At 66.6% G+C, this 14,337-nt stretch carries 8 protein-coding genes; 3 read left to right on the top strand and 5 right to left on the bottom strand.

Annotated features, from left to right (window positions below):
* Positions 1-43 precede the first annotated feature (43 nt).
* A complete protein-coding gene (locus AC3CD9_RS13310; protein ID WP_488364342.1) occupies positions 44-1,291 on the top strand; it encodes a C45 family autoproteolytic acyltransferase/hydrolase in 1,248 nt (415 codons plus the stop codon).
* A gap of 15 nt (positions 1,292-1,306) precedes the next feature.
* Here AC3CD9_RS13310 and AC3CD9_RS13305 read toward each other — a convergent pair whose 3' ends face one another.
* From AC3CD9_RS13305 to AC3CD9_RS13295, 3 genes are all read right to left on the bottom strand, one after another.
* Positions 1,307-2,323 carry a hypothetical protein gene (locus AC3CD9_RS13305; protein ID WP_488364341.1) on the bottom strand — a complete coding sequence of 339 codons (1,017 nt, stop codon included), beginning with the start codon at positions 2,321-2,323 and terminating at the stop codon, positions 1,307-1,309.
* Positions 2,324-2,420: 97 nt separating this feature from the next.
* Positions 2,421-3,077, bottom strand: coding sequence for a TetR/AcrR family transcriptional regulator (locus AC3CD9_RS13300; RefSeq protein WP_488364340.1), 657 nt, complete (start codon positions 3,075-3,077; stop codon positions 2,421-2,423).
* A 2-nt stretch (positions 3,078-3,079) separates the two neighbouring features.
* Complete coding sequence (locus AC3CD9_RS13295) at positions 3,080-3,217, bottom strand: hypothetical protein (RefSeq protein ID WP_488364338.1); 138 nt, start codon at positions 3,215-3,217, stop codon at positions 3,080-3,082.
* A 69-nt stretch (positions 3,218-3,286) separates the two neighbouring features.
* Here AC3CD9_RS13295 and AC3CD9_RS13290 point away from each other — a divergent pair, with 69 nt between their 5' ends.
* Both AC3CD9_RS13290 and AC3CD9_RS13285 read left to right on the top strand, forming a co-directional pair.
* The gene (locus AC3CD9_RS13290) at positions 3,287-6,247 is read left to right on the top strand and encodes an MMPL family transporter (RefSeq protein WP_488364337.1); all 2,961 of its coding nucleotides are present in this window, start codon (positions 3,287-3,289) and stop codon (positions 6,245-6,247) included.
* Complete coding sequence (locus AC3CD9_RS13285) at positions 6,244-8,634, top strand: YhgE/Pip family protein (RefSeq protein WP_488364334.1); 2,391 nt, start codon at positions 6,244-6,246, stop codon at positions 8,632-8,634. Before AC3CD9_RS13290 ends, AC3CD9_RS13285 begins: the two co-directional genes overlap by 4 nt.
* A gap of 495 nt (positions 8,635-9,129) precedes the next feature.
* Here the strand turns inward: AC3CD9_RS13285 and AC3CD9_RS13280 are convergent, their stop codons facing one another.
* Together AC3CD9_RS13280 and AC3CD9_RS13275 are read right to left on the bottom strand one after the other, a co-directional pair.
* Positions 9,130-11,502 carry an FAD/NAD(P)-binding protein gene (locus tag AC3CD9_RS13280; protein ID WP_488364332.1) on the bottom strand — a complete coding sequence of 791 codons (2,373 nt, stop codon included), beginning with the start codon at positions 11,500-11,502 and terminating at the stop codon, positions 9,130-9,132.
* A complete protein-coding gene (locus AC3CD9_RS13275) occupies positions 11,499-14,021 on the bottom strand; it encodes an LCP family protein (protein WP_488364331.1) in 2,523 nt (840 codons plus the stop codon). Before AC3CD9_RS13275 ends, AC3CD9_RS13280 begins: the two co-directional genes overlap by 4 nt.
* Positions 14,022-14,337: the final 316 nt, after the last annotated feature.

The following is a 14,337-nucleotide window of genomic DNA, read 5'->3' as shown; positions in this document are numbered from 1 at the left end:
CCGGGCCCGGCCTGAAGAAGAGAGACAGCAAGGAGGAATCAGCATGAGCACCGAATTCGTTCCCGCCGCCGAGGTGCGGCCCGTGACCTTCGCCGTGCACGCGAGCGACCATGTCGAGCGCGGCCACCGCCGCGGTGAGGAGCTGCGCACAGGAATCGCCTCCACTGTGGACGCGTATCGCCGCTACTTCTCGCATCTGTCCATCACCGAGGCGGCCGTGGAATCCGCGGCCGTGTCGAGTTGGCAGCGACTCCAGCAATGGTGGCCGACCGGCGCAGAGGAGGTCGAAGCCGTCGCCGCCGGAGCGGGCATCGACGTCACGGAGCTCATGGAGATCGTCGCCCGGACCGAGATCATGACCCAGGCACCGGCCGCGCCGACCGAATGCTCGACCGTGAGCCACACCAGCCCGGGCGCCTCCGTGGCCGCGCAGAACTGGGATTGGGCGGCGGACTTCTCCACTCTGTGGCACTTCAACGATGTCGGTGCCGTGCCCGGGCAGCACCGGCATGTGGGCATCGCCGAGTTCGGAATGCTCGGCAAGATCGGTCTCAACGCGGGCGGCGTCGGCGTCCTGCTCAATATCCTCAAGCACACCGGCGACGCGGCCGGGGGAGTGCCCATCCACATGATCCTCGCCCGTGTCCTGGCCGAAGCGGGCACCCTCGCCGAGGCGCTCGACATCATCGGCTCCGCCCCGACGTCATCATCGTCGATCATCACCGTCATCACCGCCGAGGCGGCCGTCCAGGTCGAGATCGCCGGTGCACTCAAGCGCGAGCGACGGGCCCGCGCGGGCAGTGGGGCCGACGGGGAGACGGGGGAGGCCGGGTTCCTCCTCCACACGAACCATTTCCTGCACCCGGATCTGCTCGACGGTGCGCTCGAGCTGCGCCCCGATTCGACCTCGCAGGAACGATACCGTCACCTCGCCGAGGCGGTCGTGCGCTTCGAAGCCGAACGTGCGCTGGCGCGTGGCGGAGAGCCCCCTGCTGATGGTGCCGCCGAGTCCGACAGCGCCGCCCATACCGACGGTGCCGCTGAGCCCGACAGCGTCGCCTCGACCGACGGTGCGAAGAACGCGCCCGTCACGGTCGGAGATCTCACGAAGCTGCTGACGACGGGTCCGGGAGACGCACCTGTGTGCTGCACTCCGGCACCCGGCGCCGCCTATGGGGAACGTTCGGCGACCCTGGTGAGCGTGCGCATCGACCCCGCGCGCAAACAGATCGACCTCGCACCCGGGTCACCGGCCGACGGTCTGCACGGCAACCGCCGCTTCCAACTCTGAACCGGCAGCGGCCGCTCAGTCCTCGTCTGCTCCGTCCGCCGCACTGGCGGAATCATCGGAACTCTCGTCCGCCTCGGCGGCTTCCTGCTCGCGCATCTCGATGACCGCGTCGAGGGCAGACGCGATCGCATCGTCGTTCTCCAGTGCGGCTTGGATGAGTCGCCACGGCACGAGGTCGAGATTCTGATCGCCGATGACGAAGCGGATGAACGGCTGCTTGCTGCGCGGATCATCGGCTTCGAGTTCTGCGCCGTAGCGCCACTGGCCGAAGGCGATGCGGCGCACCGTCTCACCGATGAAGCGCATGGCGCCGGCGGTGAAGGGGGTCTCGTCCTCGGCGATCATGTCATCGGGGCCGTCGTAGCGGACCGCGACCTGCTTGCCCAGACGGGCGAGGCTCTCCCGGTCGAAGCCCCACGAACTCGGATCGGCCTGCTCCTGAGTCCAGGCGGCGATGCCCGGTTCGACGGTGCCGATGAAGCGGGTGAGGAATTCGACCTCCTCCTCGCTCGAGTTCTCGGCATTGAGCACGCCGAGGGAGAGTCCCGTGCACTTGCGGCGCGGTTGGCCGTCCCCGCCGAGGAGCTCCCTGGCCTTGTCGAGCACTGCGGTGAACACCTCGGCGCTGCGCTGATCGACGGCGGCCAGCACGATGCCCACCAGCGGGATCGGCTCACCGGCGGCCGGACCGTCGGCATTGTCGGGGCGGATGAATGGCATCCCGTTGCCCGTCGACTCGTCGTGGTCCCAGACGCCGCCGATCGCACGCAGATAGGTTTCGCCGAGGTAGCGGATGAGTCCTTCGAAGAAGCGGCGGTTCTCCGGCTTGAGGATCTCTTCGGTGTTCGGGAACTTCGAGAGCACGAAGAGTTCGAGCATCGGCAGTGATTTCGGCCCGAAGTCCTTCGGGAACTTCATGGTCTCCCCGTCCTCCTTCTCGAAGGTTTCGGGGAGGTCGGCGAGGACGAACGCGCCGAGGCGGACGTCCATATTGTTGATGAAAGCAGAGAATTCGCGCTGGAGTTCGTTCACGGGCACCACCTTAGTGCCTCGAACCGGTTCGTCGAGCGCGTTCAGACCTTGTCATAGGGGCAGAAGCATTCAGACCTCGGTATAGAGGCAGAAGTCTTCAACCATCGCTGTCGGGACAGAAGTCGATGAGGTGCATGAGGACCTCGACGATGAGGCTCGGATCGATGTCGACGTGCTCGTCCATCTTCTTCCCGGCCGCCGCAGTCAGGGCGATCCGGTTGAACACGGAGATGATGACCGTGAGGAAGTCGCCGATCGGCTGCTTCGTCGTGGCGCCGGCGACGTCGAGGGCCGTGGTCACGAGTGCGGCCAGCCGGTCGAGCTGAGTGGCGTTGAGTTCGACATAGCGGGCGTGGAGATGCGGAACCCGCAGGCAGTAGAGCTCGATCTCCTGTTCCGTGATCGTCTCGGCCACGGTCTGCTTCTTCTCATTGAAGACATCGTCGATGAACTGCGTCATCAGAGCTTTGATCTCCGGCACCTCGGCAGTGGCCATGAGCTGCTCAGACCACCGCTGGATCGTGTCGTCGAGGCGATCGAGGTTCTCGGAGGTGCGCATCTCGATGATCGCGAGCACCAGATCGTCACGGCTGGAGAAGTTCGAATAGAACGCCCCTCGGGTCAGGCCGCCGGCCTCGCAGATCTCCTCGATCGAGGCGCCGTCGATGCCGCGCACGGCGAAGACGGAGGTGCCGGCCTGAACGAGGGTGGATCGGGTCTGGCGTCTGCGTGGGCTGAGTTCGTCTGTGTTCATCGTCATTTCGTTGCGGTGTGGTCGGCGATGGCCAAGGTGGTGCAGTTCTCTGCGCCGGCATCGGAGCCGGCAGCGACGGCGGGGCGGAGAGCGAGGCGCCTGAGCATCTCATGGGAATCCCCGCTCAACCTGGGATCCATTTGCGTGGAGGGTGGGTATTGCACAACAATACAATACTGTATCCAATACACTTTTGTATCGAGGTTTTCGTGTCAACTTTCCTCTACGCCCTGGGTCGTCGTGCGTATCGGACCCCGTGGCGCTTCATCGCCGCGTGGCTGCTGATCTTCGTCCTCGTCGGAGCCGGAGTCGCCGCCTTCTCCAAGGACTTCGACAATGACTTCACACTCCCGGGTTCGGAGGCGCAGACGGCTCTGGACTCGATGAAGTCGACGTTCCCCGAAGCCGCCGGCGTCTCCGCCTCGGTGATCGTCGTCGCCGACGACGGCGATTCGGTCGAGGATGCGAAGTACAAGGACGCGATCGAAGACGAGATCGACCGCATCGAGGACCTCCCGCACGTTGACACGGTGACCTCCCCGTATTCCGACCTCGTCGAGGGCGCCATCAGCAAGGACGAGACGGCGGCCATGATCTCCGTCCAATACGACGGCACTCAGCAGGACGTCGGGGAGGACGCCGGCGACAACCTCATCGAGGCCCTCGACCCGCTGCGCGATGCCCTGCCCGGCGCGCAGGTCGAAGGCGGCGGTGAGCTCTTCCAGATCACCGGTGTCGAGATCTCCTGGGTCGAAGGCATCGGCGTCGTCATCGCCTTCATCGTCCTCCTGCTCACCCTCGGTTCCTTCCGCGCCGCGGGAATGCCGCTGATCACCGCGCTCATCGGCGTCGGCATCTCCGTGCTGCTCATCGTCGGCGGCACCGCATTCGCGACGATCAACTCCTCGTCGATCATGCTCGCGCTCATGCTCGGCCTGGCCGTGGGCATCGACTACGCACTCTTCATCGTCTCCCGCGCCCGCGACCTCCTCGCCGAAGGCCACGACCCCGTCGAGGCGGCCGGACGCGCCGTCGCGACGGCCGGGTCCGCCGTCGTCTTCGCGGGCATGACCGTGATGATCGCACTCCTCGGCCTGTCCCTGGCTGGCATCCCCTTCCTGACGATCATGGGCATCGGCGCCTCCGGCTCCGTCGCCGTGGCCGTGATGATCTCCCTGACGATGGTCCCCGCCCTGCTGGGACTCGTGAAGTCCAAGATCACCCCGAAGCCGACGAAGCGCTACCGGAAGGCCTACGCCGCGGCCGCTCAGCGGGCGACGACGGGCACGACCGCCTCGGCGAAGGGATCATCGTCCGGCACCGAGGTGGGCGACGGTTCCACAGGAACCCCCACTGAGGCGGCCGACCCGGCACTGCGGGAGAGGATCGCCGACGAGGCGCGCGCCGAGGGCGGCGACCCGTACCCGCCGACGGTCATGAACAAGTTCTTCGCCGGGTGGCTCAAGGTCGTCACGAAGATCCCGCTGCTGACGATCGTCGTCATCGTCGGCGGCCTCGCGCTCTTCGCGATCCCCGCCACCCAGCTCCAGCTGTCCCTGCCCACTGCAGGCGACCAGGAACAGGGCACTCCGGCGCGGGCGACCTACGACCTCATCGACGAGCACTTCGGGCCCGGCTACAACGGACCCCTGGTCATGACCAGCCAGATCGTGACAAGCGATGATCCGCTCGGAGACGTCGAGGAGATCGAGAAGCGCATCGAGAAGGTCGACGGCGTCGAACAGGTCATCATGGCCACCCCGAACCGGGATGCGACCGTCGGACTCTTCCAGATCATTCCGACGACCGCCTCCGACGACCCGGCGACCCTCGACACGGTGGATCGGCTGCGGGACCTGAGCACGGAGATCGAGGACGACTTCGACTTCGACACCGCCGTCACCGGTGCCACCGCGATCCAGATCGACGTCTCGGACCAGCTCGGCAAGGCTCTCGTGCCCTTCGGCATCTTCGTCGTCGGACTCTCCATCATCCTGCTCATGATGGTCTTCCGCTCCGTGGCGGTGCCGATCAAGGCCACCGGCGGGTTCCTCCTCTCCGTCTTCGCTTCCTTCGGCACGGTCGTCCTCGTCTTCCACGACGGACTCTTCGCCGGCCCTTTGGGCATCGACGGGACGGGACCGGTCATCAGCTTCCTGCCGATCATCGTCATGGGCATCCTCTTCGGCCTCGCGATGGACTACGAAGTGTTCCTCGTCTCCGGCATGCGCGAAGCCTATGTCCACGGCTCCTCGGCCAAGGACGCCATCAGGGCCGGCTTCGCCTCGTCTGCCCGCGTCGTCTCGGCCGCAGCGATCATCATGTTCTCCGTCTTCGCGGCCTTCGTGCCCGCCGGCGAACCGATCATCAAATCGATCGCGCTCGCCTTGGCCGCCGGCATCTTCGTCGACGCCTTCCTCGTGCGCATGTCGCTGGTGCCCGCGATCATGCAGCTGCTCGGCGACAAGGCCTGGTGGCTGCCGAAGTGGCTCGATCGGATCCTGCCGCGCCTTGACGTCGAAGGAGAGGGCCTCGCCCACGAAGTGGCCCTGCGCGACTGGCCGGAGCCGAACTCGGACTACCGGGTCTACGGACGCGGAATCGGCGTGTACTCCGGGGACCGCGGCTTCGCCCGCGTCGACATCTCCCTGCTGCCGGGCCAGATCCTCGTCGCCAGCGGCGATTCCCGCCGAGCCCTCCTGCTCGCCGTGTCCGGCCGCGTCGGACTCACGGCCGGGGAGATGAAGATCGGCCAGAACGTCCTGCCCGAACACGCCGGACAGGTCCGCCGACAGGTTCCCTACCTCGACCTCAACCGGGGTGAGGCCGACCGGATGATCAGTCCGCGCGACATCTCTCGGATGGCCGCCTCGGCGCCGGATCTGCTCGTCATCGACGGGGCGGAGAAGCTCGCGGCCGGGGCACGGGAATCGGCCGGACCGGCACGGGACCTGCGTGATCTGCTGCCGCAGCTCGTCGCCGACGGCACCACCGTCATCCTCGGCCTGCCCGACGGGGATGTGACAGGGATCTTCGATCCCGAAACGAACTACTTCCACCTCGACCTCGACGAGGCTCGACCCGATGAGCGGGGCGGAACCGACAGCGAATCAGACGGCGAACACACGCACGCCGTCGACAGCACCAACATGGAAGGTGTGCAGTCGTGAGACTCGAACGTGCGAACTCGAGGAAGCCGGTGAACTGGCTCTCCCTCCTCGGCCTGGTCCTCATCCCGATCATCGTGGCGGCCGGATTCATCCTCGCCACGTGGAAGAGCGGCGATCGGCTCGAGACCATCGAAGCCGCCATCGTCAACAATGACGACGGGGCGAAGGTCGACGGCAAGACCGTGCCGATCGGGCGACAGCTGACCAGCGGTCTGGTGGGCGAGGACGAGAACAACATCCACTGGGTCATCACCGACGAAGAGGATGCGCAGAACGGGCTGTCCGACGGCACATACGCTGCGAAGCTGACGATCCCCGAAGGGTTCTCCCGCGCTGTGACCTCGGTCGATGATGCGAAGTCGGCGACGCAGACGCAGCTCGACGTCGACGTGTCCGGGACCGCTCCTGCGCTCGATACGCAGATCTCCCGGTCCGTCGCCGAGGTGGCGCGGACGACCTTCAACACGCAGATGACCGAGACCTACCTCGACAACATCTACGTCGGCTTCAACAAGATGGGCGACCAGATGAAGGACCTCGGCGACGCTGCCGGGGAACTCGACAAGGGAGCCGAAGGCCTCAAGGAAGGCACCGGGCAATCGGCCGAAGGTGCCGGTGAACTCTCCAAGGGCATGAACCAGCTCAGTGACAACGGCGGCGAGCTCAAGTCCGGCGCCACTGAGCTGTCGAAGGGCGCCGGAGAATTGTCCAAGGGCGCCTCGGAGATGTCCGGGGGCCTGAACGAACTCGACAAGAAGACCTCGAAGCTGCCCGCGAGTACGCAGAAGCTGGCCGACGGTTCCGGTGAGCTCTCCGACGGTGTCGACGAGTACACGAAGTCCATCGACGAGATCATCAAGGGCTTCGCCGGATCCGGAGACTCGGGTGAAGGCGGTCTGGGTGACATCACCAAGGGCGGCAAGGAGCTCGAGAAGGGCGCCGACGGTGTGTCCGAGGGCGCCTCCGGCCTCTCCGACGGACTGCACCAGTACCGCGATGGGCTGAAAGAGGGCGCGGACAAGGCCGATCAGCTGGCCGGGACGAAGCCTGATCTCGACGCGCTCGTGGCTGCCGGCATCATGACAAAGGACGAGGCGGAGCAGGCACGGGCCGAGATGTGCCCGACCGGCACCCCCGATCAGGTCTGTAAGGGCATCGAGCAGGCCTATGCCCAGGGGCTGCTCAACGGCACCTCGGGTGGCCTGAACCAGGCCGTCGACGGGCTTGAGCAGGAGCAGAATGGCTCGTCCCTCCTCGGCGGGTCCGATGAACTCGCCAAGGGTGCTTCGGAGCTCTCCGATGGTGTGACCAAGTTCGTCAAGGGACTCGAGGACGGCCTCGGTGACCTCATGAAGGGCATGGAGGACATCTCGAAGAACGCTCCGAAGCTGCTCGAGGCCTCGAAGGGACTGCGTGACGGTGCCGCCGGGGTCGCCGACGGCAACCAGCAGCTCGCCGACGGAATGCCGGCCCTGTCCAAGGGCATCGGCAAGGTCGCCGACGGTTCCTCGGAGCTCTCCGACGGTGCCGGTCAGCTCAGCGATGGGCTGAGCGAATACAGCACCGGTGTCGGCAAGTACACCGACGGCGTCTCCGAGGCCGCGACCGGCACCTCCGAACTCTCAGCCGGCCTCGACAAGCTCGATGAGGGCACGGGCAAGTATGCGAAGGGCGTGAGCAAGTTCTCCGACGGCGTCAAGGACGGTGCGGACGAAGTGCCGTCCTACACGGCTCCGGAACGTGACCGCTTGGCCAAGGTCGCCTCGGCGAATATCGAATCCCCGGACACGGACAGCGTCACGGATGTGCTGGCGGGATCGACGATCGCGCTGCTCATCATGCTCGCCCTGTGGATCGGCGGACTGGTGACCTACACGGTGCTCAAGCCGATCCCGGCATGGGCTCTGCTCTCGACGAAGTCTTCGTTCGCTGTGTGGGCGCGCGGACTGCTGCCCGGCCTCGTCGTCGGCGTGCTGCAGGCGCTCGTGCTCTCGATCCTCGCGGTCACCGTGATGGACATCGACGCGATCCAAGGCTTCGACATCGCAGTGCTCACGTTCGTCTCAGCGATCGTGTTCATGATCCTGAACTTCGCTCTCGTGGCGTGGTTCGGGGGAGTGGGCCGGTTCCTCTCGGTCATCGCGGTCGTGCTGGCCGTGGCAGGTCGGACGATCGGGGCGGTGCCGCAGTTCTTCGACTTCGTCGCGCCGATCCTGCCGCTGACTCCGTCGATGAACGGCTTCGCCGCGATCGCCGCGGGCACCAGCGGGCAGGCTGCCGCATACGGCGGACTGCTGGCCTGGGCGGTCATCGGCATTGTGATGTCGCTGCTGGCCATCGTCCGGGCCCGGACCACGAAGCCCGAAGCCGCCCTCGAAATGGCGTAGCCGCACTTCGCGGCCGCGGGGCTGCGCCGCGACGCCACGTTTCCGGCCTGGCGCCACGCACCACGGCGCCTCTGCGCGCGCAACACGTCGCACCACGGCGCCTCTGCGCGCCCAACACGTCGCACCACGGCGCCTCTGCGAACAGCCCAGTCTGAGTTGAATAGCCCATGTTCGAAACAGGGCTATTCACCCTAGACTGGGCTGTTCGCGTTCGGTGCTCGGCCGCCGAGTCCGCTTCGGTACATCCTTTTCTGAAATGCTCACTTTCCTCCATGTGCATTACAGAGAAGGGTGTACCGAAACTCGCCTCGTGCACTGGGCGGCGTAGAGTTCGGCACTTGCCCGCGGGTGGTGTGGTCCGCGGGTGGTGTGGGGCGCTGGCGGAACTGGGCCGTTGGCGTCCGTGGGGCCGCAGGTGGAGGTGGGCCGAGAGCCGTCGGCGTCTGGCCTCCGGGGAGAGCCTGCTGAGCTCTAGAGGAGGACGAGTACGCGGCCTCAGAGGAGGTCGAGGATCGCCTCGGCGGCGGCGTGCGAGTCGTTGAGCGTGGCCGCGTTCGTGCCCGGGTTTGCAGCGATCGCGAGGCCCCATTGCTTCGACGACAGTTGGATCGACAGCGCGAACCGGCGGGGGTGGACGTTGCCGTCGACATCGATCGTGCGATAGGGCCGAGACGTGAGGGCGAGTCCGTTGAGGAACTTCTCCCGGCCATCGTCCAAGGTCAGACGGGCCGCGGTGAGCTGCCCGCGTTCGAGCATCCCGTACAGCAGGACGTCGGCGGCACGCGAGACGGAATTCGTCGGGGACGCAGCATCGATGACGACGCTGCCCGTGATCGCTCCGGCGGCCTGCGCCGAGGTGACCGTGAAGATCTCCGGGCGCGGCCGCTGCGCCTCATCTGTGAGGCCCTGCGCTTCAGCAGCGGGGCTCTCGGACTCGACCGGGCGTGCGGCAATGCCGGAACTTGCGTTCTCTGCTTCGGCTTCGGGCGCCTCCGGGTTCTCGCGGAGTGCGTCCGGCATCGGCTCGCGGAGTGCGTCCGGATTCTCTTCGATGCGCATATCGGGGCCGATGAAGGACACGATTCCCGCCTCGGCGAGGGCGATGAGTTCCGCGATCCGCTGCGGGGGAGGCCCATCGCAGATACCGGAGACGAAGCCCTCGAACCAGCCGAGGATCTCCATGTCGATGCTCACGCGGTCGATGTGACCAGCGACGATGAGCTCCTTGAGCAGCAGCCGGGACTGCCACAGCACGGTGAAGAGCGCCTTCTCCGGGCTGCCGGTCGGACCCGCCAAGGAGTTGCGCAGGTCGGTGCGCAGGAAGTCGAGCATCCACTCGTGCAGGGAACCTGGCTCGCCGGGTTCGCGGCTGGTGAAGAGCTCGCCTTCGAGCGGGTTGAGCAGGGTGTGCAGTGACATGCGGTCGGCGGGATCGGGCACGAGTGCCTCTTCGATCTCCGACCAGGCGAAGGCCTCGCGGGTGACGCGGCCCTGACGGGCGGGATCCTCGGCGGTCGTGCCGCTGGCTGCTCGTGCAGCGCTGGGCGTGGTCGTGCCGCTGGCTGTTCGTGCAGCACTGGTCGCGCCCGTGGCGCTTGCCGCGGCGCGAGCGGGCGCAGCTGTCCGAGCCTCGCCGGCACCGACTTCGCCCGACTGCGGGTGAGTCTCCTGCCAGGTGCGTCGGGTCAGGTGGCGTGAGACGGCTTCGCCGATGGCCTCGCGCAGCTGGCCCGGGTCATCGGCGAACGCTTCGGGACGGACCTGGGAGAGCGTGTGATAGTACGCCAGACGCAGGTCGGCGAGGATGAGCGGCCACAGCTGATCATTGAATCGGGCACCGGCCTTGCGTTCCCCGCCGAGGTCCTCGATCCCGGCGAGCAGAGCGATATTGTCCTTCGTGAAATACCGCAGGGGCCAGTCCCGCCGAGGATGTTCGTGACAGATCGGTTTGCTGCGGTACGGGATTCCCCGTCGTGATCCCAGCGCCAGCCGCGGTTCGTCACCGCTGGGCACATACCGCAGCAGTCCGCCGGGCTGCGCCTCGTAGCGACCGCCGCGCTCATGAGTGAACAGAGTCTGCAGGTCGAAGTAGTTGAGCCCCATGCCACGGACGATGACCCGCTCACCCGGGGCCACCTCGGTGACGGGGGTTTCCGCGGGCAGACCCTGCGGCAGGTACAGCCCGCCGCCCAGTTCGGCGAAAGCGGCGAGGCGGGCGCGCTCCTCCGGCTGGGCGCTGGGGATGTGACCGACGGCGAGCACGACGGCGCTGGCGACGATCGTCGTGCCGTTCTGGCAGCGCACGAGCTGCTCGGGGACAGTTGCCCGTGAACTCTCTGCCACCGATTGGGGGAGGTCCATCGCTGGCAGGTCGATGACGGATTCGGCCTTCGTCGGGTGTTCGACGATCTCGATGAAGTCCGGTGCGCCCTCGCGGATGCGCCGGTAGGCGTCGCGGAGGTAGCGGCCGTAGAGGCTGCGGCTGGGGAAGGTCGAGTGCAGCGGTTCGGTGCCGCCGTTGGCAAGGTACCACTCGGCCATGGACGGTCCGGTCGGTGCTTCTTCGGGGCCGAGAAAGCTGCAGCTGGAGTCGGGGAAGACAGTCTGCTCGGCGATGGTGGTGTTCATCAGCAGAGACTCGGGCTGGTCGGTGCGCCACACGATTCCCGCGCCGGGCGGGTACGGGTCGATGAGGTGGATTGTCAGCGCGGTCTCGGTGGTGGCGTCAGCCGCGCTGCGGGACACGCCGACGGTGCCGGCGAATCGCTTCGCCGCCAGAGCCACGAGCCTCTCCAGAACGGTGAGACCCCGCGGTCCGACACCGATGATCGCGACCGCGGGGACAGGAGTCTGTGAAGCCTGACTCACCCCTGCTCGCCGGTTCCGCCGTTGGGCCCGGGGTAGCCGGGGAAGTCGTCACCGGGCTTGAAGCCCTTCGGGTAGCACTTGCCTTCGGCGTTGGGCTCACCCGGCGTTGCCGCTTCGGTGGCGTCCGCCTCGGCGCCGGCCTCATCTGTGGATCCATCCGCGGAATCGGCAGGTTCATCGGTGGCGGTGTCTTCGGTGCTGTCCTCGGTCGAGCCGGTGCTGTCCTCGGATTCCTGGGACTTGCTGCCGTCGTTCGTCGGCTTCGGTGTCTCCTCGCCGTCGGACGCACCCTTGACTTCGCCGAGGATCCACTTGTGGAGCACATCGTAATCGGGGTCGTAGGTCGGGGTGACGTCATTGTTGATCTGGACTGTGGTGACGTCGCCCTTCTGCATCATCATGGCGAGTTCGATGAAGGCCGGGATCTCGTTCTGTGGGATCGAAGTGGCGATGTTCCGCGTCGCTGAGTTCGCGAGCTTCGGATAGGCCGTGGCGATCTCCTGCGGGTCGATCTGCTCGAGAGTGGTCTTGAGCATCCGCTGCTGACGGCACATGCGGTCGTAGTTGTCGCTGCCTTCGCGGGAGCGGACGTACCAGAGTGCGTCCTTGCCCTTGAGCGTCTGCGGGCCCGGATCGACCCAGCCGTAGATCTCGTTCTTCACACCCGACATCGATTTTCCGCCGCCCATCGGGATCGGGCGTTCGACGTCGATCTTCACTCCGCCGATGGCGTCGACGACGTCTTCGAATCCGGCCATGTCGACCGAGGACCAATAGTCGAGCTTGAGACCCAACGAGCCTTCGACTGCCTGCATCGTCGCCCACATGCCCGGTTCGAGTCCGTGCGGGTTTCCGATCTTGTCGGGGTTCTGTTCGCCCCACTGCCATACGGCGTTGATGAGGTCCTCTGACGAGTCACCGGAGGGGCGGAATCCGTCGGGCCACGCCTTTTCGAGTTCGCTGCCTTCGGGGAAGACCGGGAACGCGAGGTTACGGGGCACGGAGATGAGCGCGGCGTTGCCGGTCTTCGTATCGATGGAGGCCACGAGCATTGTGTCCGGGCGGGTGCCCTCTCGGTCGTCGCCGTTGTCGCGGCCCATGAGGAAGACGTTGATATAGGGCTTGTCGGCCCAGAGTTCTTCGGCGCTGTGGGATTTGCCCGTGCTGTCGCCGAAGAGGCTGGCCACCGTGTCGGACTGCACGCGGGCGAAGACCGAGCCGACGCCGAGCGGAATGCCGATGATGAGGGCGAGGGAGACGACGAGGACGCCGGCCAATTTGTTCTGCCAGGGCCGGTATCGGTGCCCGCGGCGCAGCCCGAGGTGGGATACGACCATCACGAGGATCCAGATCACGGCCACGAGCACGGCGGCGATGGCGAGGAAGTTGAGCAGCGAGGGGCTGGCGACGATCGTGGCGATCGCACGCACCGGTCCCTTGACCAGCAGGTAGACGAGCCCGACGAGCAGAGTGAGGACGAAGAGACCGAAGACGATGAGCCCGGCGGGCCGGAAGCGTGTGCGCAGCAGTCCGACACCGGGCAGCAGGGTGCTCAGAGAGGTCCAGCCGACGAGGCTGGGGAACGATTCGCCGAGGCGGGAGGAATGGCGGCGGGCCCGTCCCGGTCCGTGACCGGTGGAATCTTCGTCGTGGGCGGAGCCGTTGTCGTCGGCTCCTCTCGCGGCAGACGATGCGCCTGCGGCGGCAGCTGTGCCGCCCGCGCCGACTGCTGCTGCAGCCGCGGCGTTGCGTGCGCCTCGTGTGCCGGAGGCCTTCTTCCGGCCCCGGCCGCGGGATTCGGCCGCGTGCCGTTCGCGGGCGTCGCGGCGAGTCGTCGGAGCGGTGTCCGTATCGGCGTCGTTGTCAGCATGGCTGTCACCGCGGGAATCCCTCGCCGAGGCGGCCGATTCGTCCCGTGCGAATGTGCGTGGGGCATCGTGGGCAGGATCGCGCCGTGAGCCGGCGCCCGGATCGTCCTGTGTGTTCGAGCTTGCTGCCGCGGCCACTCCGGCCGCGGAGGCTCCGCTGGCGGCGGCAGCTCGCAGCATGCGGGCTTCGCGGCGAGTGCGTGGGGCGACCGGGCGCGGAGGCGGTGCATGCGGCGAGCGGGTCGCTGATCCTGTGTCACGGGTGCTGTCGCCGAGTCGGTTGTCCGACTGCTCTCCGGATCCGCGAGAGCTTGTGCGGAACGAATAGTCGGATCGGGCGTCGGCGGACCGTGTGGAGTCCTGACCAGAATTCTGGTCGGGGTTGTGGTCCGAGTTCGTGCGGGACCGGCGAGGGCTCACCGCCGAGGTCGGCAGCTGCTGGGAGTCACGACGCTGGGACTCCGAGCGGCGAGGCTCAGAGGGTCGAGAATTCTGCAGAGGCGAGCTCGACTGCGGTGTCGAGTCGCTTTCACTGGCGGCGGTGTCGCCGCGGAACCGGGGGCGAGAGGAGGCACGGAGCCGACGACCTGTTGTCTGGGAATCGGGGTCGCTCCCATGCGTTCCGCGCTTGTCAGGGGGAAACTCTGGCAAGTTGTCTACTCCTCAAAAACTGTCTACTCGTGCAATACGGCCCGCTCGCCGTTCTCGTTTCCGGCACAGGGCACACCGCGGCCATCGGTTTTCCGACCGGTGTTTCTGCGAGGATCTGAGACCAGACCGCAAAGCACATCACGCCGATTTTACGCCTGGACATTGATGAATGCTGGAATTCCGGTGTGGGGGAGCGGTACAAAGGGGACGTTCGGCCCGGATTTGCGCCCGTCACGGGTCGGTTCGACTATGACGAAGCCCACTCTCCGCGGTTGCGCTTTGCCCTGGATGGCTCCTTTCCCTTAGGCTGTATCCC

The sequence above is a fragment of the Brevibacterium sp. MGP-B1 genome, assembly GCF_057766545.1.
The sequence above is the reverse complement of the archived record's forward strand: the minus strand, read 5'-3'. Positions and strand labels throughout refer to the sequence as shown.